The organism is Moraxella sp. CTOTU47618 (genome assembly GCF_032017425.1).
Taxonomy (GTDB): domain Bacteria; phylum Pseudomonadota; class Gammaproteobacteria; order Pseudomonadales; family Moraxellaceae; genus Faucicola; species Faucicola tetraodonis.
In genome coordinates, this window is record NZ_DALZPW010000002.1 from 63,214 (window position 1) to 88,739 (window position 25,526).

Annotated in this window: 22 protein-coding genes and 2 tRNA genes; 18 read left to right on the plus strand and 6 right to left on the minus strand. The window is 44.6% G+C overall.

What is annotated here, in order from left to right; translation table 11 throughout:
* Nucleotides 1-155 precede the first annotated feature (155 nt).
* From tpiA to pnp, 14 genes are all read left to right on the plus strand, one after another.
* Nucleotides 156-995 (plus strand): triose-phosphate isomerase, encoded by an 840-nt coding sequence (gene tpiA / locus RTS09_RS02480; RefSeq protein WP_312534035.1) that lies wholly within the window; start codon nucleotides 156-158, stop codon nucleotides 993-995.
* A gap of 91 nt (nucleotides 996-1,086) precedes the next feature.
* A complete protein-coding gene (gene secG / locus RTS09_RS02485) occupies nucleotides 1,087-1,407 on the plus strand; it encodes a preprotein translocase subunit SecG (protein WP_065253803.1) in 321 nt (106 codons plus the stop codon).
* A gap of 108 nt (nucleotides 1,408-1,515) precedes the next feature.
* A tRNA-Leu gene (locus RTS09_RS02490) sits at nucleotides 1,516-1,600 on the plus strand.
* A gap of 68 nt (nucleotides 1,601-1,668) precedes the next feature.
* Nucleotides 1,669-1,745: transfer RNA gene (locus RTS09_RS02495), tRNA-Met, on the plus strand.
* A 225-nt stretch (nucleotides 1,746-1,970) separates the two neighbouring features.
* On the plus strand, nucleotides 1,971-2,480 hold the full coding sequence (gene rimP, locus RTS09_RS02500) for a ribosome maturation factor RimP (RefSeq protein WP_282841714.1): 510 nt from the start codon (nucleotides 1,971-1,973) through the stop codon (nucleotides 2,478-2,480).
* Nucleotides 2,481-2,597: 117 nt separating this feature from the next.
* Nucleotides 2,598-4,079, plus strand: a complete 1,482-nt coding sequence (gene nusA, locus RTS09_RS02505; protein WP_007115082.1) for a transcription termination factor NusA — start codon at nucleotides 2,598-2,600, stop codon at nucleotides 4,077-4,079.
* Nucleotides 4,080-4,092: 13 nt separating this feature from the next.
* Nucleotides 4,093-6,822 carry a translation initiation factor IF-2 gene (infB, locus tag RTS09_RS02510; protein ID WP_312534037.1) on the plus strand — a complete coding sequence of 910 codons (2,730 nt, stop codon included), beginning with the start codon at nucleotides 4,093-4,095 and terminating at the stop codon, nucleotides 6,820-6,822.
* Nucleotides 6,823-6,927: 105 nt separating this feature from the next.
* Nucleotides 6,928-7,317, plus strand: a complete 390-nt coding sequence (locus tag RTS09_RS02515; protein ID WP_007115084.1) for a ribosome-binding factor A — start codon at nucleotides 6,928-6,930, stop codon at nucleotides 7,315-7,317.
* 58 nt (nucleotides 7,318-7,375) lie between these two features.
* Nucleotides 7,376-8,392, plus strand: coding sequence for an Lnb N-terminal periplasmic domain-containing protein (locus RTS09_RS02520; protein ID WP_312534039.1), 1,017 nt, complete (start codon nucleotides 7,376-7,378; stop codon nucleotides 8,390-8,392).
* A 20-nt stretch (nucleotides 8,393-8,412) separates the two neighbouring features.
* A complete protein-coding gene (gene truB, locus RTS09_RS02525) occupies nucleotides 8,413-9,360 on the plus strand; it encodes a tRNA pseudouridine(55) synthase TruB (RefSeq protein ID WP_312534041.1) in 948 nt (315 codons plus the stop codon).
* Nucleotides 9,361-9,749: 389 nt separating this feature from the next.
* The gene (locus RTS09_RS02530; RefSeq protein ID WP_312534043.1) at nucleotides 9,750-10,280 is read left to right on the plus strand and encodes a type 1 glutamine amidotransferase domain-containing protein; all 531 of its coding nucleotides are present in this window, start codon (nucleotides 9,750-9,752) and stop codon (nucleotides 10,278-10,280) included.
* Between the two features lie 25 nt (nucleotides 10,281-10,305).
* Nucleotides 10,306-10,491: a hypothetical protein gene (locus tag RTS09_RS02535; RefSeq protein ID WP_096489435.1), complete on the plus strand. Its 186-nt coding sequence runs from the start codon at nucleotides 10,306-10,308 to the stop codon at nucleotides 10,489-10,491.
* Between the two features lie 208 nt (nucleotides 10,492-10,699).
* On the plus strand, nucleotides 10,700-10,969 hold the full coding sequence (gene rpsO, locus RTS09_RS02540; RefSeq protein ID WP_096489436.1) for a 30S ribosomal protein S15: 270 nt from the start codon (nucleotides 10,700-10,702) through the stop codon (nucleotides 10,967-10,969).
* A gap of 397 nt (nucleotides 10,970-11,366) precedes the next feature.
* Nucleotides 11,367-13,508 carry a polyribonucleotide nucleotidyltransferase gene (gene pnp / locus RTS09_RS02545; protein ID WP_312534045.1) on the plus strand — a complete coding sequence of 714 codons (2,142 nt, stop codon included), beginning with the start codon at nucleotides 11,367-11,369 and terminating at the stop codon, nucleotides 13,506-13,508.
* Nucleotides 13,509-13,754: 246 nt separating this feature from the next.
* Here pnp and RTS09_RS02550 read toward each other — a convergent pair whose 3' ends face one another.
* From RTS09_RS02550 to RTS09_RS02565, 4 genes are all read right to left on the minus strand, one after another.
* Nucleotides 13,755-14,255 carry a hypothetical protein gene (locus RTS09_RS02550; RefSeq protein ID WP_312534047.1) on the minus strand — a complete coding sequence of 167 codons (501 nt, stop codon included), beginning with the start codon at nucleotides 14,253-14,255 and terminating at the stop codon, nucleotides 13,755-13,757.
* A gap of 43 nt (nucleotides 14,256-14,298) precedes the next feature.
* Nucleotides 14,299-15,528, minus strand: a complete 1,230-nt coding sequence (locus RTS09_RS02555) for a hypothetical protein (protein WP_312534050.1) — start codon at nucleotides 15,526-15,528, stop codon at nucleotides 14,299-14,301.
* A 256-nt stretch (nucleotides 15,529-15,784) separates the two neighbouring features.
* Nucleotides 15,785-16,036 carry a YheV family putative metal-binding protein gene (locus RTS09_RS02560; protein WP_050324863.1) on the minus strand — a complete coding sequence of 84 codons (252 nt, stop codon included), beginning with the start codon at nucleotides 16,034-16,036 and terminating at the stop codon, nucleotides 15,785-15,787.
* Between the two features lie 39 nt (nucleotides 16,037-16,075).
* A complete protein-coding gene (locus RTS09_RS02565; RefSeq protein WP_312534056.1) occupies nucleotides 16,076-18,286 on the minus strand; it encodes a M3 family metallopeptidase in 2,211 nt (736 codons plus the stop codon).
* Between the two features lie 284 nt (nucleotides 18,287-18,570).
* Between RTS09_RS02565 and RTS09_RS02570 the strand changes: the two genes are divergently transcribed.
* Together RTS09_RS02570 and RTS09_RS02575 are read left to right on the plus strand one after the other, a co-directional pair.
* A complete protein-coding gene (locus RTS09_RS02570) occupies nucleotides 18,571-19,359 on the plus strand; it encodes an endonuclease/exonuclease/phosphatase family protein (protein ID WP_312534058.1) in 789 nt (262 codons plus the stop codon).
* A gap of 196 nt (nucleotides 19,360-19,555) precedes the next feature.
* On the plus strand, nucleotides 19,556-19,828 hold the full coding sequence (locus tag RTS09_RS02575) for a hypothetical protein (RefSeq protein WP_096489441.1): 273 nt from the start codon (nucleotides 19,556-19,558) through the stop codon (nucleotides 19,826-19,828).
* Between the two features lie 162 nt (nucleotides 19,829-19,990).
* On the opposite strand, the gene rnr is transcribed toward RTS09_RS02575, so the two are convergent.
* Nucleotides 19,991-22,348 carry a ribonuclease R gene (rnr, locus tag RTS09_RS02580; RefSeq protein ID WP_312534061.1) on the minus strand — a complete coding sequence of 786 codons (2,358 nt, stop codon included), beginning with the start codon at nucleotides 22,346-22,348 and terminating at the stop codon, nucleotides 19,991-19,993.
* A gap of 395 nt (nucleotides 22,349-22,743) precedes the next feature.
* Here rnr and rlmH point away from each other — a divergent pair, with 395 nt between their 5' ends.
* A complete protein-coding gene (rlmH, locus tag RTS09_RS02585; RefSeq protein ID WP_312534064.1) occupies nucleotides 22,744-23,250 on the plus strand; it encodes a 23S rRNA (pseudouridine(1915)-N(3))-methyltransferase RlmH in 507 nt (168 codons plus the stop codon).
* Nucleotides 23,251-23,408: 158 nt separating this feature from the next.
* Nucleotides 23,409-24,233 carry a DODA-type extradiol aromatic ring-opening family dioxygenase gene (locus RTS09_RS02590; protein ID WP_312534066.1) on the plus strand — a complete coding sequence of 275 codons (825 nt, stop codon included), beginning with the start codon at nucleotides 23,409-23,411 and terminating at the stop codon, nucleotides 24,231-24,233.
* A gap of 3 nt (nucleotides 24,234-24,236) precedes the next feature.
* Here RTS09_RS02590 and RTS09_RS02595 read toward each other — a convergent pair whose 3' ends face one another.
* Nucleotides 24,237-25,478 (minus strand): multidrug effflux MFS transporter, encoded by a 1,242-nt coding sequence (locus RTS09_RS02595; protein WP_312534068.1) that lies wholly within the window; start codon nucleotides 25,476-25,478, stop codon nucleotides 24,237-24,239.
* Nucleotides 25,479-25,526 lie beyond the last annotated feature (48 nt).

Genomic DNA, 25,526 nt, shown 5'->3' on the forward strand with positions numbered 1-25,526 from the left:
TTTTAAATACCCGTATTTTCATATCTTGATATCTTTAAATGGTGATGTTTTACATCATGATATGTTAAATAGCGTTACTTATATTTTAATGTTATCTTGACATTTATACTTTGCAAATTCGTAGATAACCACTTACCTCAATTGACAGGGACATTATGAAAGCATCTGATTATGTAGCAAATTGGCAGAATTCTTGGGTGATTGCTAATTGGAAAATGAATCCTAGCACACAGCTGACTGTCACAGCCCTTATGACCGATTTACAGCAGCAGCTACCTGCAGATGCACTGCAAAGCTGTAACGTGGTTATTGCGCCGAGTTTTATGCATTTATCGACCACGCAACAAGCCATTCAACATGGGTCATTGAACATCGGGCTAGCTGCGCAAAACTTATGTGCACAACACGCCGATAAAGGCGCGTTTACTGGGGAAGTTTCGGGTGCTCAGCTCAAGGACGCTCAGGTAAATTATGTCTTAGTCGGACATTCAGAACGCCGTCAATATTTTAATGAAGATGATGCTTGTTTAATCCGAAAAATTCGCAATACCTTTGCACATGATTTAACCGTTGTTTTTTGTATCGGTGAAACACAAGCCCAGTATGAGCAAAATCAGACCCAAGATGTGCTAGCAGCACAATTAACGGTAGTTAAACAACTAGCCGCTGAATTTGCTAATACCCAATCTGAAAACGCCCAATTGAATAACTTAGCATCGCGATTGATTATTGCTTATGAACCCGTTTGGGCGATTGGTACAGGTAAAATCCCAACCATACAAGAAGTACAAAATATTCATGCTTTTATCAACACCACCTTGACAGACATCGATGCCTCTTTAGCGACCACACCGATATTGTATGGCGGCAGCGTGAAAGCAGATAATGCGGCAGAAATCGCCCAATGCCCAAATGTAAATGGGGTGTTGGTAGGTGGGGCATCACTTGACGCGACGAGTTTTACACAAATTATTCAAGCATTTGCCCGAATTTAAGGTAAAATATCACCCATTTAAAATTTCTTACTTTTGCCACTGACAGCGTTTTTGTTGGGCATCAGTGCTATCAAGTTTTGTAGAGATAAGTATGTATAATGCAATTTTAGTGGTTCATATCATTGTCGCGATTTCGATGATTGGTCTGATTTTGGTTCAACATGGTAAAGGTGCCGATGCCGGCGCTTCATTTGGTGCAGGCGGTTCGGCAACCGTATTTGGTGCGTCTGGCTCTGCCAACTTTTTGACGCGCTTAACGGCGGTTTTAACAGCAATTTTCTTTATCACCAGTATGACACTGGCAGTATTTGCTAAACAGCAATCGCTATCTAGTCGTACTCTTGATACCAGCCTAGCGACTAGTACTGCGCCTGCAAGCCCTACACCAACGACGCCTACACCTGCCAAGTAAGTTATTAAAAAAAATGTTGCGTTATTGGTAGTTTTGACCTAGAATACAGCGTCTATTTTAGAGTGTTGTTTTTTAAAAAACAGCTTGGTTAAAGTAGTTTGGTTTTTTGCGATTGTGGTGGAATTGGTAGACACGCTACCTTGAGGTGGTAGTGCCGCAAGGTGTGAGGGTTCGAGTCCCTCCATTCGCACCAACTAAATTAATTTTAAATAACTATTGACAAGGTTAATATCTCACTCTATAATACGCTCTCTAAATTGTTGCGGGGTGGAGCAGTCTGGTAGCTCGTCGGGCTCATAACCCGAAGGTCGTTGGTTCAAATCCAGCCCCCGCTACCACTTTTCTAGTAGCATTGCTTTGGTAGCATTACTAGAAAAATCAATTTAGACACACTTTTATTGATTTAAAAGCCCACCAATTAGTTTGTGGGTTTTTTTGTATCTGTTGGTTTCGAAAAAACTTAAGTTTTGCTAAATTAGCGGTTGCGTTTTAGTAATGTGCCAATTTTTAAAATCAGCTTTTAAAATCAACAAAGATGTTAATAATCAACTCTAAAGGATATCATGAAACTATCAACGAAAGTTGCTGAACTGACCCAAATCATTGAGCCAGCAGTAACTGCCTGTGATGTGAGCTTGTGGGGTATTGAGTTTGTACCACAAGGTCGACGCTCTCTTCTTCGTATTTATATTGAAGCCCTACCTGAAGACCGTGCCGAAGGCAAACAAGTCACTATTGAAGACTGTGCTGCGGTCACCCACCAAGTCGGTGGTGTGTTGGACTTGCACGACCCGATTGCAGGCGAGTATCTACTTGAGGTGTCTTCACCCGGTTTGGACCGCGCGTTTTTTTCTGCTGAGCAGCTGCATGACTATGTGGGGCAAACCCTCAGCTTACGATTGATTCATGCGATTGGACAAGGTAGTGATAAGCGCCGTAAAGTAACAGGCGAATTGGTCAATATTGACGAGCGCCAGTTGACGGTCAAAACCGAACAGAATCAAGCCAATGACCAACTTTTAACCATCGAGCTTGATAATATTGATAAAGCCAATTTGGTCTACCAATTTTAGCTTTTAAATTTGGGGTTAACGCCTTTTTTACGCTATGTCTTCTAGCTAACTTTTTTCTAGCTAAAAGCAAGATTTTAAAGAATAAAGTCTAGAATGACTTAAATTATAGGTGATTACATGAATCGAGAAATTTTAACGGTCGTTGAAACCGTCAGTAATGAAAAAGGCTTAAATCCTGAAGATATTTTTGAAGCGATTGAGCAAGCCTTGGTGGTATCGACCAAAAAGAAAGTTTATAGTGAGCAGCCTGAAGTTGCCGTGCGCGTGCATATTAATCGCAAAACGGGCGACTATGACACTTACCGTTATTGGACAGTAGTGGCAGATGAAGATCATGAAATGCCTGCCTGTCAGCTAGCAATTAGCGATTTGGATGAAAACGAGTGGAAAATCGGCGACGTCAAAGAAGAACAAATCGAATCCATTGAATTTGGTCGTATTGCTGCTACCCAAGCTAAACAAGTCATCATTCAAAAAATCCGTGAAGCTGAACGCTCACTGGTGGCAGATGCGTTTGAACATCGTATCGGCGAGATGATTACGGGTGAAGTCAAAAAACCGGCGCGCGATGGTTATATTATTGATTTGGGCGATAATGTCGAAGGCTATCTACCACGCGATAAAATGTTGCCGCGTGAGCAGCTACGCATCAAAGGTCGTATCAATGCGATTTTAGAGCAAGTCAATCGTGATAACCGTGGTGCTCAGCTTGTATTGTCTCGTACCTCACCACAAATGCTAACGGCACTCATGCAAAAAGAAGTACCAGAGATTGCTGAGCAAATCATTGAAATTCGTGATGTTGCGCGTCAGCCTGGCTTACGTGCTAAGATTTCAGTCAAAACCAATGACCATCGTATCGACCCTGTCGGTGCTTGTATTGGTATGCGTGGCACCCGTATCCAAGCAGTACAACAAGAGCTTGAGGGCGAGCGTATCGACGTCGTGGTATGGTCGGATGATGCGGTGCAGTACATTATCAGCGCTTTGGAACCTGCGGATGTTGATCGTATTATTCTTGATGAAGATACCAAAACTGCAGATATCATCTTTGCCACTAACGATCAGTTGGCCCGTGCGATTGGCTCACAAGGTCAAAACGTGCGCCTTGCATCAGAATTAACAGGCTATCGTCTTAACATGATGCTCGAAGACGAGTACAATGCACAACAAGAATCAGAAACCAAAGTGTATCGCGACCTATTCTACACACGTCTTGAAGTCGATGAAGATTTGGCACAAGCCTTGGTGGATATTGGATTTACCTCACTTGAAGAAGTTGCGTATGTCCCTGCTGAGACTTTCTACGACATCGATGGGCTAGATGATGACGCCATCGACGCAATCCAAGAACGTGCCAAAGAGGCGGTGATCGCCGATGAATTGGTCAAACAACAAAATATTAAAGAGCCAAGCCAAGAGCTTCTAAACCTTGAAGGCATGACTCAAGCATGGGCCTACAAGCTTGCCGAACGTGACGTCATCACCGTCGACGACCTTGCCGAACAAGCCATCTTTGATATCCAAGATATCGAAGGTCTTGATGAAAAGACCGCAGGTGAGCTCATTATGAAAGCCCGTGAATCATGGTTTAATTAAAAAAGGTGTATGAATGGCAGATAAAACCGTAAAAGAACTTGCAGCAATGACCAAAAAGACCGTTGAAGCAATTAATAATCAACTGGTCAAGGCAGGGCTGTCTGCGCGCGGTGACAATGACATCGTCACCGATAGCGAACAACAAAAACTGGTCAGCTTTTTACAACAAAGTCATGGTCAAAATGACAAACCTCGCATTAGCTTAAAAAGCAAAACCACTTCTACTGCGCGGGTGACAGGCACTTCTGGTAAAGCCAAAAGTGTCAATGTTGAAATACGCAAAAAAATGGTATTTGATAAACCAAATCCCAATAAAATTGCTGAAGAACTAGCGTTGCGTGAAGCAGCGGCCAAAGAAGCTGAAGAAAAAGCGCGTTTGGCGAAAGAAAAAGCCGCCCAAGAACAAGCTGAAAAAGACAAAGCCAAACAAGCCGCTGAAGCGCGTCAACAAGCCACTTTAGCTGCCATGCGCGCTAACTTAGGTGGTGGTAGTCAAGCTGCCAAAGAGCACACAACCACCAGTGTGGTAGTGAAAAAAGGCAACAAAACTGCTGCAATTGAAGTCAAAAAAGCTGACAAAAAACCTGCGCCGAAAAAAGAATCGGATAGTGAACGCAAAGCGCGTGAAGCAGAAGAAGAACGCTTACGTCAAATCGAATCAGAAAATCGCCGTAAAGCCGCTGAAGAAGCTCAGCAGCGTACCCTTGAGCAAATGCGCCAAATGGCGAGTAAATATAGCGAAACCGATACTGAAACTACGATGGTTGTCAAAAAAGATGAACCATTAGCAGAAGGTTTGGTGGGCGCAGCGCTTGAAGACTCATTTGAACAAGAACGCCGTGAAATTAAACGCGGCACCGCAAGCACTGCCAACAAAAACCGTCGTCGTCGCCGTGACGATGAAGGTGAGCAAGAGATTAAGAACCGTAGTCGCGGCTTAAAATCATCGCAAGCCAATAGACACAAATTTGAAAAACCGGTTGAGAAAATCGTGCATAACGTTGAAATCGGTGAGACCATCGTGGTGTCTGAACTTGCCCAAAAAATGGCAATCAAAGTACGCGAAGTCGTCAAAATGTTAATGAAAATGGGCGAGTTGGTCCGTGAAAACGAATCCATCGACCAAGAAACCGCTGCCCTACTTGTTGAAGAAATGGGTCATAACCCCGTGCTTGTGAGTTCGACGCAAGTTGAAGACTCACTACGTGAGGCGGTGGGCGAGAAAAGTAGCAATGTCCAAGCGCGTCCGCCTGTGGTTACCATCATGGGTCACGTTGACCACGGTAAAACGTCCCTGCTCGATAAGATCCGTTCAAGTAAAGTGGCATCGGGCGAGGCAGGTGGTATTACTCAGCATATCGGTGCTTATCATGTGCAGACTGACCAAGGCGTTATTACTTTCTTAGACACCCCAGGTCACGCCGCATTTACCGCGATGCGTTCTCGTGGTGCCAAAGCGACAGATATCGTGGTGTTAGTGGTTGCAGCCGATGACGGTATGATGCCGCAGACGGCTGAAGCGATTGACCATGCGCGTGCCGCAGGTACCCCGATTATCGTGGCTATCAACAAGATGGATAAAGACAGCGCCGATCCAGACCGCGTCCTCAACGAACTAACCACCAAAGAAGTCGTTCCTGAAGAATGGGGCGGTGACACACCGGTGGTCAAAGTCTCTGCGTTAACAGGTCAAGGCATCGATGAATTGCTCGAAGTGATTAACCTACAAGCAGAAGTGATGGAACTTGAAGTCGCTACTGACGGTGCAGCACAAGGTGTGGTAATTGAATCACGTCTTGAAAAAGGTCGCGGAGCAGTGGTCAGTTTGCTGGTTAAACAAGGTACTTTAAATCAAGGTGACTTGGTACTTGCTGGCGAATATTATGGACGCGTCCGTGCTATGACCGATGAAAACGGTCAAAAAATCACCTCAGCGGGTCCTTCGATTCCTGTTGAAATCTTAGGTCTGCCTGATACACCAGCGGCTGGTAGCGAGTTTATGGTGGTCTCAGATGAGAAACGTGCGCGCGAAGTTGCAGAATATCGCACGGTGCGTGAGCGTGAAAAAGTGCTTGAACGTCAAGCCAAATCACGCTTAGAAAACTTGTTTGACCAAATGAGCGATGCCAAACTGCCTTCCGTTAATTTGATTCTCAAAACTGACGTTCGAGGTTCACTAGAAGCCTTGTTAACCGCGCTTGATGAGTTATCTACGGATGAAGTTAAAGTTAAAGTCATCTCATCGGGTGTCGGTCCAATCACCGAATCGGATGTGGTACTCGCCGAATCAAGTGAAGCGGTATTATTAGGCTTCAACGTTCGTGCTGATAGCGCCGCCAAACGCAAAGCGGATGAAGCAGGCCTAGATATTCGCTACTATAGTGTTATCTATGGGTTGATTGATGATGTGAAAGCAGCAATGAGCGGTTTACTTGCGCCAGAACATCGTGAGCAAATCTTGGGTATCGCTGAAGTACGTGAAGTCTTCCACTCTAGTCGCTTTGGTTATGCAGCCGGTTGTATGGTGACAGAAGGTAATATCATCCGTAACAAGCCAATTCGGGTATTGCGTGATGACCAAGTTATTTTCACGGGTCAATTACAATCATTACGTCGCTTCAAAGAGGATGTTAATGAGGTGCGCGCTGGTATGGAGTGTGGTCTAGCGGTGAAAGGTTATGAAGTAAAAGAAGGCGATAAGATTGAAGTCTTCGAAATTCATGAAGTCAAACGTACCTTATAAGTTAAGCTGACAACCTAATACTGCCAGCTTGCTATTAGCAACCTTTCCAGGGGTCTAATTAATCTAGGTTAATTAGACCTTTTTTTACTATAAAAAGGATTACCAATGAATCAACGTTTACAACGTCTTGCCGATCAAATTCAGCGCGACCTAGCGGTTTTGATTCGTGACGAGATTAACGACCCACGCTTGACTGGGTTTGTGACCATTTCTAGTGTCAAAATCAGCCCGGACTTGGGTTATGCTGATATTTATGTCACCATCATGGAAAAGTCGATGGATGATGCCATGGCAAAAGATTATCATACCGAGAGCTTAGAAGTGCTCAACAAAGCATCAGGTTTTTTGCGTACTGAGCTCAGTCATTTGCTAAAAACCCGCACTACCCCACGTCTGCGCTTTCACTATGATGAAGTGACAGCTAACGCTAACTATATGATGAACCTCATTTCTAAAGCGGTACAAAGTAGCGAAGGTCAGCCATCAGACGACTGATGCGTTGCAGGCTATAATAAGCTTATTTGTCACTTTGAGTCATTAACAGGGATGTTGAATGCAGTTACTTTGGGGTATCATTAAGTTTATCGTCATTATTCTCTCAAGCCTGTGGGTCGGGGTATTTGTATGGACGCATCAGCCCTTAGGCAGATATGTCAGTCTGGCACTGATTAGCATATGGGTATTTTTCACCCTTACTGTTTTGGTCAGTATCATCAAACCGACCCTGTTTTCATCCTCACTTTCTCATCAGTCTTTATTATTGATTTTTTTTGCGGTGGTGGCGCTTGCCATTGCCAGTTTTTTTTCGATGTCAGCTAGCAATGAGCGGGATTGGAACCCTGAAGTTGCCCAAATGTTAGACTATCGGCTTGACAGTGATGGCAACACACTCACCATTAGCAACGTTAGAAATTTTGATTGGCAAGATAAAACCCATTTTCAGCCGCGCTGGGAAACTAGACAATACGACTTGGCAAAGCTGCAAACTGTCGATTTTATTGCCTCCTATTGGATGGGCGATGCCATTGCCCATACGCTAGTGAGTTTTGGGTTTAGTGATGGAAAGCAGCTTGCGTTATCTATCGAGATTCGCAAAGAAGTCAATGAACAATTTAGTACGCTGGGTGGATTTTTTCGCAAGTTTGAATTGGTGATTATCGCTGCGGATGAAAAAGATATTATTTACACCCGTAGTAATATCCGTCATGAAGATGTTTATATTTATCCCATCAATATGCCAAAAGACCATATTCAAGCGTTGCTGCTTGCGTATCTAGCGAAAGCCAAGTCCTTAAAAACGCAGCCGGCATGGTATAATTCATTGGTAAATAACTGTACCACGGCAATTTATGAGCTGATTGACGATATCCAACCTTTGCCATTTGATTATCGTATCCTGTTATCAGGCTATATTCCCAGTTATCTGTATGACCAGCAATTGATTGATAACCGCTATAGCTTGCAGCAGTGGCAACAACGCGCACACATTAACCCTAAGTCAAAGCCATATTCTGTCAACCATCCTATTAGCGCAGCAGATTACTCGCAGCTGATTCGAACCGACTTTTAATGAATTGATAAATCCATAACATGATAACCCAACCAAAAACAAAATCCATCGTCTCTGGCGTCTTACTGATTGATAAACCGCAAGGGATGACTTCCCAGCAAGTGGTATCAAAAGTCAAATACTTGCTCAAATCTGATGTGCACGACAGTAAAAAAGCGGGTCATACCGGTACCCTTGACCCAATGGCAACAGGGTTGCTGCCGATTTGTTTGGGAGAAGCGACCAAGTTTAGCCATTACCAACTCGATGCCATCAAATCTTACCAAGCGATTATCAAACTTGGCGAGCAAACCGATACCGGGGATGCTGAAGGTGAGATAATTGCCACGAGCCCTGTACCGCATGTGACACAAGCGATGTTACAAAGCGTCACTGAGCAATTTTTGGGTGAGATAATGCAGGTCCCGCCCATGTACTCCGCGCTCAAAAAAGACGGCAAAAAACTGTATGAACTGGCGCGTGAAGGTATTGAGGTGGAGCGAGCAGCACGTCCTCTCATCATTTATGAGCTGTCACTCACTCCCCTATCCGCTCAACAATTGCAATTAACCGTTACTTGCTCCAAAGGAACCTATGTGCGCGTGCTGGCTGAAGATATTGCCAAAGCGCTGGGCACGCTAGGCCATCTAACAGCACTTAGACGGATACGCACGGGTGATTTTGAAATTGCCGATGCCATCCCATTAGCCGATTTTGCAGCGCTCGATGTTGCAGCGCGGTTTGATAAGCTATTAGCGGTGGATGCCTGCGTTCACTCACTACCAAGCTTAGTATTAGACGATAGCCAATCAAAGCGCATCCGGCAAGGTCAACGCTTAAACGTCAAGGCGACCATGTTAACTCAGCAGCTGAACTTAACCGCCAATCAAACGTTTCGCTTGTTTGACGACCATCAGCAATTTTTGGGTACAGGGCTACTTGAACCCAATGGTCGTTTACAACCGCTGAAGCTGGTCAATTTAAATTAGCCACGATAAGTCAAAAAATCTATCCATCTTGCTAATTTTTTGCTGTATTCACATAATTTACTCAATGAGCGATGCGATGTCACAAAGCGAGTACGTTTTTTATGCATTGATACAAAACGTGACGCTTTGCTAGCAGTTTTTACCCGGCGATTTCTTTATTCTTAGTGAGGTTGATTCATTTAGTTCTTTGCTTAGCAAGCTTTGCTAATAAAGAACAAACAGCGGTTTATTTAGATACCTTTATATAATTAATAAAAATATGATTAATAAAATAAAAATCAAATAATAATCTCAAAATAAAGCACGCACCTTACAGATGAATCGATAACAACAATAATTTTTTCTTTAACTATTTTTAACTTAAATAATGAAATAATAGGATAATTACCATGGCTAAGATTGCTATTTTACTTGATACCGACTTTGAACAAGTCGAATATACCCAAACCAATGACCTCCTTAAAGCTAAAGGTCACCAAACTACTTTAATTACCACACAACCAAAAAAACAAGTACGCGGGCTTAATCATACTGACCCTGCTGACACCTTTACCGCTGATTTATTAATTGGTGAAGCCAACGCAGCCGATTATGATGCCATTGTTTTACCAGGTGGCGGTGCCAATGCCGATGTGTTGCGGGCAAATACGGATGCACAAGCGATGGTAAAAGCATTCATGAATGCCGGTAAACCTGTCGCAGCAATTTGTCATGCACCGTGGATTTTTGCGGATACCGAAATTGCGCGTGGTAAAAAATTAACCGCTTACAAAACCATCGCTACTGACCTAAAAAATGCAGGTGCGCAGTTTGAAGACAAATCGGTGGTGATAGATGGCAATTTGATTACCAGTCGTCAACCTGAAGATATTCCAGATTTTGCTGAAGCGATTGACCAAGCATTGACTAAATCAGCTTAAATAAGCATAAGAAAAGGAGATTGCCATGCAACCAACTACCATGACAGATATTGAAAAAATGGACAAGAAAGCGTCTGACGCGACATTTGTTGCCGATACTACGCCTAATGATGCGGATGAAGTGACTTCTGATAAACTCACCACCGCGCCACAAGAGCAGCTTGACCGTCTGCATAGCGAAACACCCAAACAGCCTACGGGCAATCAGTAAGTTGAAAGCTTGAATTTATTAAAAGCCTTAATAAATTCAACACCCTAATGCAGATTAGGGTTTTTTTATTGGGCAATATTTGGTAAAATAATACTCCTTTTTGACGGTTAACTACTGAGAAGCGTGGTTATCCTGATTTTTTTACACTAATCGACTCGACTGATAGCCGATTAGGCTTCTCATTTTATGCTAAAAAAGCTAGGAAAACATTATGTTGACTAACCAAGACCGCGCAGATGTAATCGCAAAATTTCAACGCTCTGAAAATGATACAGGTTCTCCAGAAGTTCAAGTGGCGTTATTAACCGCACGTATCAATGACTTACAAGCACACTTTAAAGCACACAAAGCTGACCATCACAGCCGTCGTGGTTTGATTCGTATGGTTAACTCACGCCGTACGTTACTTGATTACTTAAAACGTAAAGATGCAGACCGTTATACTGCATTGATTAGTGAATTAGGCTTACGTCGCTAATTTATCAGCACGTTATTTGCTTTATTCAATCAGCGGCTGCTTTTGGGTAGCCGCTTTTTTATGGGTTCAATATTTTTAGCGAATTTTCTTTTCACTTTTACCCTCGCTGTTAGCTTAGTTATTACCCATCGTTTGCTATTAGGGGTTAAAGCGCAGTTAAAAGGTGGTGATTCGCCACAAAACTAGGTAAAATAGACAACGCATTGTGCCTGCACAATCGCAGTTTACACTTACTTTTTTTAAAGTATTTTTTAATTTAGGCTGATTTAAGGCTGCTATCAAGCGAATTGGTAGATTGCTTCTAACGTTTGTATTTTTTGAAAAGAACACAAACGTTAGGGGCTATTACTAAAACTTAAATCGCCCTATTTCATCACACTAAGGATAAAACCGCATTATGTTTAATATCATTACTAAAGAATTCCAATATGGTAATCAACAAGTTACGTTAGAAACAGGTCGCATTGCACGCCAAGCTAATTCAGTGGTCGTCCACATGGGCGGCGTCTCTGTGCTAGTGGCTGTTGTGGTAAAAGACGAGGCGCAAGCGGGTCAAAACTTTTTCCCATTGACCGTCAACTACCAAGAAAAAATGTACGCTGCTGGTAAAATCCCAGGTGGCTATGGCAAACGTGAAGGTCGCCCATCTGAGATGGAAACCTTGACCTCACGCCTCATTGACCGCCCGATTCGTCCATTGTTCCCAGAAGGTTACTTCAACGAAATCCAAGTGACCGCCACGGTGATTTCGTCAGACAAAAAACAAGATGCTGATATCGCAGCGATGATTGGTACTTCAGCGGCATTGGCAATTTCATCAGCGCCATTCAATGGTCCGATTGGTGCGGCACGTGTCGGTTTTATCAATGATGAATATGTGCTAAACCCAAACCATGAAGCGCTAAAACAAAGCTCGCTCGATTTGGTGGTCGCGGGCACGTCATCTGCGGTATTGATGGTAGAATCTGAAGCCAAAGAATTGTCAGAAGACCAAATGCTTGGCGCGGTACTATACGGTCACGCACAGCAGCAAGTCGTGATTGATGCCATCAATGAATTTGCCAAAGAAGTTGGCGTACAAAAAAACCAATTCGTTGCTCCTGCCGTCAATGAAGCCTTGCAAACTACCCTACAAAATCAATTTGCTGCAGCGATTTCAGAAGCGTATACCATCAGCGAAAAAGCCAGCCGTTATACTCGCCTTGATGAAATCAAAAACCAAGCGATTGAAGCCTTAGCCGGTGATGCAGAAGCCGAAGGCTATGCCGACAACGTGGCACAAATCAAAGAACTATTTGAGACCCTAAAATACCGTACGGTCCGTGACAATATTTTGTCTGGCAAACCCCGTATCGATGGTCGTGACTTGCAAACTGTCCGTGCCTTAGACATCCAAGTTGGTGTACTGCCTTACACGCATGGTTCAGCGCTATTTACGCGCGGTGAAACGCAAGCGCTCGTTACTACCACGCTTGGCAACAGCCGTGATGTGAACATGATTGACACCCTTGCGGGCACCAAACAAGACCACTTCATGCTGCATTATAACTTCCCAAGTTATTCAGTGGGCGAAACGGGTCGTGACAGCGGTCCAAAACGCCGTGAAATCGGTCATGGTCGTCTAGCACGCCGCGGTGTACAAGCCATGCTGCCAGATAGTGACCGTTTCCCATACGTGATTCGTATCGTATCTGACATCACCGAATCCAATGGTTCATCATCAATGGCATCTGTCTGTGGCGCATCACTGGCGTTAATGGATGCCGGCGTACCACTAAAAGCGCCTGTTGCTGGTATCGCAATGGGTCTGGTTAAAGAAGGCGAGCGTTTTGCCGTGCTGTCTGACATCTTGGGTGATGAAGACCACCTAGGTGATATGGACTTTAAAGTCGCGGGTTCTGCCAATGGCGTGACTGCGTTACAAATGGATATCAAAATTGAAGGCATCACGCCAGAAATTATGGAAAAAGCCCTGCACCAAGCGCATGCGGGTCGTATCCATATTTTAAATGCGATGAATGAAGTGATTTCAACCAGCCGTAAAGAAATCAACGCCCATGCACCAAACTTTGCGGTGATTGATATCGATCCTGAAAAAATTCGTGACGTGATTGGTAAAGGTGGTGCAACCATTCGCCAATTGACTGAAGAAACAGGCGCAGTGATTGATATTGATGATAATGGTACCATTCGTATCTTTGGTGAAAACAAAGCAGCGACCAAAGCCGCGATTGCTAAAATCGAAGCGATTACGGCAGAAGTAGAAGTTGGCAAGACTTATACCGGTAAAGTGGCTCGTATTGTTGAGTTTGGTGCGTTTGTCAATGTATTACCTAACACTGACGGTCTGGTGCATATCTCACAAATCTCTGATGCGCGTATTGAGAACGTGAATGATGTGCTAAAAGAAGGGCAAACGGTGAATGTACTGGTTCAAGACATCGACAACCGTGGACGTATTAAACTTACCATGAAAGGCGTGGATCAAACCATCGCGTCAACTGAATCTGCTGATACTGAAACGCCAGCGGCTGAATAGTTTTATTAAAATGTAGCTATCAAAAATTAAAAACCGCTTTATCGTAAGGTAAAGCGGTTTCTTTTGGGATAAATTTTGGCAAACGCTATGAAAACATCATTACAGTAATTAAAAAAAATGCCCGATGATGAGAAGGTTTTGACCGCGTTGACATTTTACTACTTGCAATATGCCGATAACGACAATGAATCGCTGAGTAGCCCTCGATAAAACCTCAACCATTGAAAACTCTTTAAACTAATAGCGTTAGCGATAAACCACCAAATTCAAATTACTCACAGGCTGAAGGTATTTTTCAAACAGTGGCAAAATATCTTCATCAAAACTTTTATCTTTTGGCAAAATGAGTTCATCACTTGCCAATATCGCCACACGGCGAATACCTTGATACCGTCCCCAATCAAACACAATTTTCTCTAACTTTTGTAACGCTGACACCATATACTCAACATGCGGCGGATTTTCGGCAAATTCTGTGATTGCCATATCCACGATGAATTGTGGCTTTGACAACGCCCCACCGACTGCCATACCTGCCAAATCACGCTGCGGCGTAAACTGTAACACATCACCGAGCAACAGCTGCGAACGCTCACAGGCTTGCTTGTAAACGGTATAATGCTCAGGATACAGCGATTGGTATTTAAGTAAGGTGCGATGACGAAAAACACCTGACACCGGGACGGGCATAATGAGCGCTTGATAGCGGTCTTGAAACAAGTTTTTTTTATCGACTTGGGTGAGCACTACTTAACCTGCCAGTTATTTATTGATTATTATTTGTGGGTGGTTATTTGTTAGCGGCTTTTTGCTGCTCAAGCTGTGCAACTTGCTGTTCTAGCAGCTGGATACGCTCTTCTTTTTTACTACTCAGCTCATTCATCATACGCAGCTGGTCTTGCATCATGGTTTCTTGCTCTTTTAGCTGCGCGCTCTGCTCTGACAATCGACTCAGCTCTTCTTTGGCAATCGCCGGATCTTCAGGCAGTGTCGGCGTAAGAATTTCTTCTGGCGTGATTGCCGGTAGCGCTGCGGTCGCATGAGCTGAGCTAGAGTTAGCATCCACTGCGACGGTTGACGCGGCAGGTAAGCTAGCGCTAGCTTGTGGTTTTACTATAGGCGCTGCAGTTTTGGGTGTTGAATGTGCTTGGGTCTGCGTCTGTGTCTGTTTCTGTGATTGCGCGGTCGATTTGTTGGGCTCGCTTGACTGCCCCATAAAAAACCATGCCAAGGCAGCCAGTGCCAACCCTGCACCCACTAGCAACCCAAGTTGTTTGCGTTTTTTTAACGTCCGTTTCGCTAGTGGCTGACGTGGCGGCCTTAAAAATGGGTTTGCTGTCTGGGCGATAACCGCTTTACTTTCGGGTTTTGTTTTGTTTAACGCAACGGGTGGCGTTGTCTCGATAGTCTCAATAGTCTCGATAATTTTTTTATCATTACTTTCATCACTATTTTCATCACTACTTTGTGGTGCGATGGGCTGTGCTTGCGCGCTATGGGGGTCTGATTCTAGGCTTAGTTTTAGGTCTGGGTCTGGCTTAGCTGCTAACGGTAGGTTATCAATATCAAACATCAGCGCGTCATCGGTTGTCTGTGACGGTACGGGCTGTGACACTGTCGCTGTATTAGCAGTGTCTTGGAGAGTCACAGTGGTGTTGGGTTCAACATCACTGGGTAGCTCATCCAAATCAAAATCATCAAAACTCAGCTTTTTAGGCGCGACAGTATCAGCCGCTTTTGTGTTATCTGCTGTATAGTCCGTTTTGCCATGAAGTAATTCATCTTCCAACTGGTTTAAATCAATGGTATCTAGTGAAAACGCATTTTTGATTGCTGTCGTTTCTGGTGATGTGTTTGGGTAGTTAGTCGCTTGCATCGGCGACTGATTAGTGGTATCAAGCTGCAACGCACTATCTGACACGCCTGTCGTTGGATTTTCAGCCAGCGGTGATGATGGATTGGCATCTTCGCTAGTCGGGGCTATAGAGTCATTGTCTTTTTTTAGGCTAAATAATTTCATGTTGGGTCAATATCCCTATCCATGTCGGGCGGGTCAGATGTCTGTACGCTTTCATGCTAGCGATGTATATGCCAAGCTGGCATGAAAATGATGGTGTACATTCGTTTGCTTGTTACTATAACAAACCGCAATCAAAAATAACAACGTTTGGCACAAAAACCTACTTTAACCGCCATACTTTGACCAGCCTAATTGTATCAAGAGCGCTTAAACTCGTTAACCTTGTCAAAATTTACCCAAACCGCTTAAACTTGGCTTATTTAAACCTAACAATACCTGCGCTATCGTCGCCATAATGAACAGTTTCCTGATGATTGGATTGCTGAATGTCGATGATATCATCGGGTGTTGGGCGACGCTCGGTATAGCCACATGCCGTACACTCGATATACTCATCATACTCGGGCTGATATAGCTGAATCTGAACAACTTTATCCAGTGCTTTACAGCTTGGACAAGCCACCCCTGCCAAAAATTGACGTTTGGGGCGATTGGATTGATATCTCATAGTTTCTTCTTTTTACTAGCCTGTATTTTGACAACCGTGTTACCAAGCTTGGGTATTGGCGTTATCGGTGTCATCGCTCAGCAGTTCATCATAGCTGCTGGTTAAAAATCCCGAGTGGCGTAACAGCGCATCAATACGGGCTTCACGACCGCGAAATGCCTCAAAGTTGGCTTTTGCAGATTGGCTACCGCCTTTGGCTAAAATGTTATCACGGAAAGATTTGCCAGCGTTTTTATCAAAAATACTGGTTTCTTCAAACTTGCTAAAAGCATCGGCTGACAACAGTTCTGCCCATTTGTAAGAATAGTACCCTGCCGCATAGCCCCCTGCGAAAATATGGCTAAAACCATTGGCAAAACGGTTATAACTGGCGGTCGGCATAATCGACACATCGGCACGCACGCTGTCGAGTAACGCCAATAACTGTGGATAGTCGGGTGCTGGGGTTTTGGCATGCAATAACAAATCAAATAGCGCAAACTCTAGCTGGCGCAGTGTTTGCATGCCGCTTTGGAAATTTTTGGCAGCGAGCATACTTTGTAGCATGCTCTCTGGCAACGTTTCGCCCGTATCGACATGACGGCTGATTAATGCAATCCCTTCAGGGTGCCATGCCCAGTTTTCCATAAACTGACTGGGTAGCTCAACTGCATCCCACTCGACGCCATTCACGCCTGCCACATCGCCCACATTCACTTCAGTAAGCAAATGATGCAGCCCATGTCCAAACTCATGAAAGAGCGTTAATACTTCATCATGGGTTAATAAGCTGGGTTTGCCGCGCTGTGCACCCGTTGGCGCAGGGCTAAAGTTTGCCACCATAAAACAAACGGGTAACTGCTGATAACCGCTATCATCGTGTTGATAACGCGCTTGAAAGCCACTCATCCATGCGCCACCGCGTTTGCCAGGACGGGCATATAAATCAAAATAAAAACCACCGATAAGCTGCTGATGTTCATCAAAAACTTGATAAAAACGCACGTCATCATGCCAGCGCTGCGTGCTTGCAGTTTTATCTTCAATCTGAATGCCATACAGTTTTTGCACAATCTCAAATAAGCCTGCGATGACTGTCGGCACCGGGAAGTACGGACGAACTTGTTCTTGCGATAGATTAAATTGACGTTGTTTGACTTTTTCTGCCAGATATGCGGTGTCCCAAGGTCGCACCTCATCGCCCTCATCACCGATGCCAAACGCTAAACCTTCAATTTGCAGTTGTTTTAAATCTTGCATGGCAAAGGGTCGTGCTTTGTCTGCCAAATCCCGTAAAAACTGCTCTACAGTGTCGACATTGTCCGCCATTTTGGTGGCAAGTGATAATTCAGCAAAATTGTCATAGCCCAATAACTGGGCTTTTTGTGCGCGTTTTGCCAAGATATCCGTCATGATATCGGCATTGTTAAATTCTGGCTGCGCTGACAATTCAGAGGCACGGGTGACATACGCCCGATACAAGGTTTCGCGTAACTCGCGGTCATCGGCATAGGTCATCACCGCAAGATAGACTGGGATATCAAGTGTCGCCACATACGGCGTTGCTAATACTTGCTCCGGGAATTTTTCTGTATATCGGTTACCCGCATCTGCAAGCATGGCAAGCGCAGATTCAGGCAGTCCTGCTAGTTGCGATTCACTTAACGGTAAAAAGTAGCTTTGGGTAGCATCGAGCACGTTATCGGAGAATTTAGCCGATAGCGTAGATAACTCGCTGGCAAGGGTGGCAAATTGCTGTTTTTGTGCCTCCGCTAAACCCACACCGGATAATTCAAAACTTTGTAGCGCCAAGGTCAACGAGCGTTGTCTCGCCGGCTCTAAACGCGCAAAAAATGACTGATCGCTCACCACACGCTGATAGCGTTGATACAGCGGTAGATGTTGACCAACCGCCGTGCCGTAGGCAGAAAGTGCGGGCAATAGTGCATGATGCAGCTCACGGATTGGCTCATCACTGATCACGCTATTTAAGTGCGATAGCAAGCCCCAACTGCGGTCTAATGCCAAATTCACATGGTCAAAGGCGATGATATCATTGAGCGCTTGTTGGCTGCTGAGTTTTGTATCGTTAACTTGACTATTAGCTTGCCCAGCTTTGTTATCGAGGTCGGCTTCATCATCGAGCATAGTCAAAAAAGCATGTCCATTCGCCAACGCCTCATCGATTGCCGTCTTGAGTTGCTCAAGTGCTAATTGATTAAATTCAACAAGGTGCAAATTTTTTGTCGGATTTTCTACATCGTTGGTCATACTGTTTTCCAATTTTTTATCGCTCGTTAATGATTGAAAGTAAAAGTCGTCATTGCCCAAAATTTTAGCATAAAAACCGCAACGCTTGGCAAAGTCACCCTATTTTGCTAAATAGGTTTGCGACATAAATGTCGACAACCATTATATTGTGACAATTTTTTGTCAAAACAAGCCAGCGGTACAATTTCACGTTAAAATAATGCCATGTTTATCACTGTGATTTTATTATGCGCTCACTAACACCTAAAAAAATAACACCTAAGCAAGTAGCATCTAACGAAATAGTGTCTAACCAAGTATCAGGCGCCAAACAACCAAAAAACAGCCTAATCATCACCAGTTATAACATCCATAAAGGCATGTCACCGCTCAATCGTTTTGTCAAAATGGAAGGCATCGCCGCTGCCCTTAACCAAGTGCAATCTGATATTATCTGTTTGCAGGAAGTCCAAGGTCAAAATCTCAAACGGGTGGTGAAATACAATGAATTTCCCGACCAGTCCCAACATGAATGGTTTGGCGAGTATCTACAGCTTGAAAACAGCTATGGCAAAAACGTCGAATATAACCACGGTCATCATGGCAATGCGGTGCTAAGTCGCCATCCGCTCGACCCCAAACACAATGTCAATATCACAGTGAGCCGCCTTGAGCAGCGTGGTGTATTGCACTGCGAAATTCAGCCCAAAGGCTGGCATACGCCTATTATCGTGCTTTGCGCGCATTTAAATCTGATGGAAAATGACCGTGAAAAACAATATGAGGTGATAAGCCAGTATATCAATAACGAAATCGACCAATCCACGCCGCTGATATTGGCAGGCGACTTCAATGACTGGAAAAAATTATCCTGTCAAAAGCTTGGCTGTGACCTTAATTTACAAGAAGCCGTGCTGACCCACCATGGCAAATTACTGCCCACCTTCCCTGCCAAGCTCCCGGTATTAAGCCTTGACCGTATCTATGTGCGTAACCTACAAGTACACCGTGCTTGGGTGCATAAGGGACAACCTTGGTCAAATCTCTCTGACCATTTGCCGATTAGTGCCGAAGTCAGTCTGCTACCAGATTAAACATTAAAAGATTAACAGATTAAATTTGCATGATTTTTGCACAAAGGTAGCCTACCAATTTTTATAGACACGACTGTCAATTTTTGTCCTAGCCAAACCCGATTTGACGTTTTAGGTCGCAAGCTTTAGATGTCAGACTTTAGACGTCAGGCTTTACACGTTGGTTAGCCAAATTGACGCTACACTGGAAATCCTCATGCAACCAAAATTACTCATTATTTTTGCGATATTAGGCATCACCGCACTCGCCATTTTTAACCTAATATCATCACATCGTACCCAGCAAGTCATTGCATCCAATCAAGCCAATAGTAGTGCCGCCTCGGCGCCCCTAGCCATAGCATCAAACGATACGTCATCGATTGGCGAGCAGCCTAAACAAGTGCTTGATAAAGCAACAGCAGATTTGAATCAAGCCGCTCAGACGTCATCCAACAACTTGGCAAGCGCAGAAAAAACCACGCAATAATAATTTGGCGTATTAGCTGCTAGTAACGCCAAGCAAGACTGGTTAAAGGGCATCAAGTGGCTAATATTAAATAGCTAAGATTAAGTAGTCAAAGGTGTTTTTTGTTCTAGCAGGTATTTGTCTGAACGATAAAAAAGGGCAAATTGTATTGCCCTTTTTTCATTAACGAGATTTGTTGCGCGCGTTACTTTTATTGTTAGCGCTTTTTGCTTTCCTGGCGCTCTCATTTGGCTTAGATGGCGCGTTGGGATTGGATTGAGCGTTAGGAGTGGAGGCCGCTTGCGATTGACCGCGACTTTTGCCTTTACCGCGATTATTAAATGACGATTTTTCCAGCTGTGCCACCAAATCAAAATCAATCTGCTGGGTCTCCATATTGACGGCAGCGACTTTGACACGGATTTTATCACCAAGTCCAAACACCAGTCCTGATTTTTCACCAAATAACTGCTGCGCCTTGTCATCATATACAAAGTAATCCTCGCCCAAATGCGAGATATGAATCAAGCCATCAATGAATAAATCGGTGAGGGTCACGAACAAGCCAAAATTGGTCACTGTGGTAACCACCGCATCAAATGCTTCACCGATATGGTCTTTCATATAATGGGCTTTGAGCCACTGCTCAACAAAACGGCTAGCTTCATCGGCACGGCGCTCTGTCATTGAGGTCTGTTCACCCGCATCTTCTAGTGACCAATCTGGCAGTGGCGCTTTTTTGCCCGTCACTTTGGCTTTGATGGCACGGTGTAGCATCAAGTCGGGATAACGGCGAATCGGTGAGGTAAAGTGGCTGTATTCCTCATACGCCAGCCCAAAGTGTCCGATATTGGTCGGTGCATAGTTGGCTTGCTGCATGGAGCGCAGTAGCACACTATGGATACTAATCGCATCAGGGCGCTCGCGTGTCGCTTCAATGATACGCTGATAATCTGCCTGTGTCGGGTTTTCTTCAGGAAATGACAAACCAAAATGCTTCACAAAGTCACTGACGCGAGCGGCTTTTTCTGCCTCTGGGGTATCATGATTGCGATACAAGACCGGCAATTCATGCTTGAGCGAAAACTCAGCCGCACAGGTATTTGCCAATAGCATCATCTCTTCGATGAGCTTATGCGAGTCACCACGCGTCCGTGCCACAATGGCGCTGATTTTGCCTGCTTCATCAAATTTGATATAAGTCTCTTGGGTTTCAAATTCCATCGCATGGCGCTGTTCGCGTTTGACCAATAGCACTTTGTACAAATCATACAGCACATCGATTGATTTTTTGACCGCTTTATTACCGGTGATAGTGACAGGCACTTCGGCTTTGGGCGTTTCCCCTTGCGCTTGGGCAAAATAATCATTGACTTGGTTATAAGTCAATCGCGCTTGAGAATGCATCACGCTTGGATAAAACTCATAGCTGGTCACGTTGCCGCTACGCGATAGTATGATGTCGGCTACCATGCACAAGCGGTCAACACCTGGGTTTAAAGAGCAAAGCCCGTTGGAGAGTTTTTCAGGGAGCATCGGCACCACAAAATGCGGGAAATACACCGATGTACCACGCTCATAGGCTTCTTGGTCAAGTACTGAGTTGGCAGTCACATAATGACTGACATCGGCAATCGCAACGACTAAGCGATAGCCACCGCCGCGACGTTTTTCGGCATAGACGGCATCATCAAAGTCGCGCGAGTCTTCGCCATCAATGGTGACTAGCGGCAAGGCACGTAAGTCGATACGGTCTTGATAGTCTTTTTGTGTCGGCTCTTTGTACGCATCGACTTGCTGCATGACTTTTGGGCTAAACTCATGAGGAATATCGTAATTTAGCAGCGTGGTTTTGATAATCAATTCACGCTCGTTATCATCGACCAAGCTTTCAGTAATTTTTCCCGTCGCGTATTCATGCTGAGTGGGATAGTCGATGATATCGACTTTAACGGGGTCACCCATTTTAAGTTGTAGGGCTTCGACGTTTTCTTCCGTCACCGTAATCGGTTGATGATTGTTTGGGCTAATGAGTTCTACAAAGTAACCATCGTCATCTTTTGCAAGTTTACCAATATATTGTAGCTGGGCATGGGATACCACCGACAACACACGACCCATCATACGACCACGGTTGTCGGTGCTAGTAGCGATGGCTTTTACTTTATCGCCATGAAATACCCAGCGCATTTCAGTTTCATTCAAAAATAAATCAGGCATATCCTCAAGCACCACAAAGCCAAAGCCCTTGGAGTGGGCAGCGACCACGCCAGTCACAGCATCGTTCTCAGTCAGTGGGCGATAAATATAAGGATTGCCACCGTCGGCATCACGGCTTAATTGTCCATCCCGCAGCATGGCTTTTAAGCGGTTGCCCAGTGCGTCGTATTCGTTGTCATCCAAATCAAAAATCGTCGCAAGCTCGTGTTGGGTAGCTTGTCCGCGCTCAAGTAAGGTTTGCAAAATCAGTACACGGCTTGGAATCGGGTTGTCATAGTTGGCTGCTTCAACAGCCGCATTGGGGTCTTGCCAATTTTTCATATTATTGTCGTCTTTTCTTATCATTTAAAATTTGTCATTTAAACTTTGTCATGCAAATTATTTTATCACCTTCGTTAAATGCTAGGGGAAGTATTATCCATCGCAGCGATAAAATCATGTTAAAATTTTGTTGCTCAGCTTAGCTTTAGTTCAGGCTTTAGCTCAGCTTAGGTTGCTTTAAGCTTTATCGCATTGTATATGGGTGCGTTGCAAGCGTTTTTAAATGGTTGGTTTTTAAATGGTTCATTTCAAGTTTTAATTTAAGTTTTAAGTAAGCTTTAATATAGCTGGCTTCGATAGCGAAAATATAGTTGGCTTCGCTAATGAGTGTTCAATGGCTAACAGTGAATCACCACAGTGACATAGACTGGTCAAAAGATAACAAAGGGGAACCCATGAAAGCAAGAATTTTAGCCGTTGGACAAAAAATGCCAGCTTGGGTGCAGACGGGATTTGACGACTATTATAAACGTATTCAGCCCATGCTTAGCACCGAAATCGTTGAAATCCCTGCCTGCAAACGCGCCAAAAACCCTTCGCCTGCCGAGCTTGAAAAATATGCCATCACCGAAGGCGGGCTAATTCTGCAAGCGCACCAAGCCAAAAATTCAGCAGGCAAACGCGAACAGCTGATTTGCCTAGACGTCCGCGGTAGGAATCTATCAACCGAAGATTTAGCGGCTAAAGTTGGCGAAGCCATGCAGCTGGGTGATGACATGGCGTTTGTGATTGGGGGTGCTGATGGCATTTCAAAAGAGGTATTAGCCCATGCGACATTCAAATGGTCGCTATCCAATCTCACCTTGCCGCATCCACTCGTGCGTGTGCTACTGATGGAGCAGCTGTACCGCGCTATGACCATTATCCATCATCATCCGTATCATCGTGGTGATTATTTTTAATTTTTTTCCAGTTAACCTGTTATGTATGATTATGTATGAAATCGCTGACATGGCTTGTTTTTGCGAATTTTCCCCTTATTTAACCTATTAATCCTTTTTAGTTAATCCTTATTAATTCGTTACCATTTCTTTTTATCACTGCAACTTTAAGAAAATTGATGGAAAAAACCGAAAAACAACCAATCAGCCTGCAGCCATTTTTACCCAAAACACCGTACCCGCTTTATACCTTGCCCAGTTTGTTTATCTCACATGGGGCGCCGACGATTGCTATCGAAAACAACCGTACTACCCAAGCGCTGAATAAATTTGGACAAAATCTGCCAAAACCACGCTTGATTATCATCATCTCTGCGCATTGGCAAAGCCAGCATCTAGAAATCAATGGTAATGCGGCGCCCGCTACTTGGCATGATTTTAGCGGCTTTCAAAAGGCGCTGTATACCATCGATTATCCTGTCAAAGGCGATAGCCTGATTGCTGAGCAGCTGGCACAGCAGTTGCAGGCTTTGGGCGTTAGCACGTCGGTCAATCGACTGCGTCCGTTTGATCATGGGGTATGGTCGCCGCTGGTGCATTTGTATCCGCAGGCAGATGTGCCGATTGTGCAGCTTTCGCTGCCGCAGCATTTTGATAGTTATGCGTGTTTTCAGTTGGGGGCTTTATTGGCGCCACTGAGGGCAGAGCAAGTATTACTCATCGGCTCTGGCAGTGTCACCCATAATTTGGCGCAGGTACAGTTTGATAGTGCTGAGGTGGATGCTGAGGCACGTGAATTTAAATATTGGTTGATTCATCAACTCAAACAACATATGCCAACGGCTTTAGATTGGCGGGCGCATCCATTTGCCCATCACAATCACCCCACCCCTGAACATTTATTGCCGTTATTTTTTGCGGCAGGCGCAGGCTCAAAGATGAGCATCGTGCATGAAAGTTTTGCCCATTTTAGTTTGGGTATGGATGTGTATCGGTTTGACTAACCCTTAGTCCACATCCGCCACATCGAGGTTTTTGTCGATTTGAAATACCAAAAATGCGCCGATAGTCATGAGCATAAACATGGTAATACCTAACTTGGCGACGGGATTAAAGGGCAGGATATTTAATACTAAGCCGCCAAAAATACCGACGACAAAGTTGAGTGAGCCTTGCAAGGCACTCGCCATGCCAGCACGGCGTTTTTGAAATGCCAAAGCAATGGCACCTGAATTGGGCTGAGTAAGTCCTAACCCTGCAATACAGCAAAAAATACTGGCGAGCACCAACGGCAGCCAAGTTTGCGTGCCAAATATTAAACCCAGCAGCATCAAACACGCCGCCGCGACTACTTGCATCACCGCCCCAAATCTCAGCAAGCTGACTAGACGATAACGGTTCACCAGCCATTGGTTGACCTGTGTCAACCCAATAAAACCTGCCGCATTCATGCCAAAAATCCAGCTAAAATGCTGCGGCGTCACCCCATACCCTTCCATAATTAGCTCAGGTGCTGCGCTGATATACACAAACATCGAACCCATCAGCAGCCCTGCGCCAATCGCAGGATAATTAAACTGGGTGTCTTTAAGCAAATCCCAGTATTGGTTGAGCACGTCATTCATCGGACGTTTGTTGCGAAACTCATCGGTCAAGGTTTCATGCAAAAACAGCCGGGTCAGCACGATATTTAAAATACCAAACCCTGCCAAAAACCAAAAAATCACCCGCCAACTGGCGACTTTTAACAACAACGACCCTAGGCTTGGTGCCAAAATCGGCGCAATCCCCATCACTAGGACCATCAGCGAAAATGCCTTTGCCATTTGCTTGGGATGCAAGCGGTCACGAATCATCGCCCGCGACACCACCGTTCCCACACACGCGCCTAACGCCTGTAGCGTTCGTGAGACAAACAACACGTATTCATTGGTGGTCGTGGCACACATCACCGAAGCAATCACATACAGTACCATGCCCACATACAAGGGCTTGATGCGCCCAATCCGATCCGAAATCGGGCCATAAAACAACTGCCCGACCACCAATCCCACAAAATAAGCCGGCACCGAATTGGACATAAAAGCCGTTGCCACGCCAAAATCTTGTGCCATACTGGGCAAGGCCGGCAAATACATATCAATCGACAGCGGGCCGATGGCAATAATCAAGCCCAAAATCATAATCCAAACTGTCGGATAGTCTAAATCGTGTGCTGGCTGAGGTTGCGGTGTTAGCGGTAGGTTCATAGTGATCAATTTAAATAAAAAAGCGTGTCTAAATAAAAAAGCAGGCAA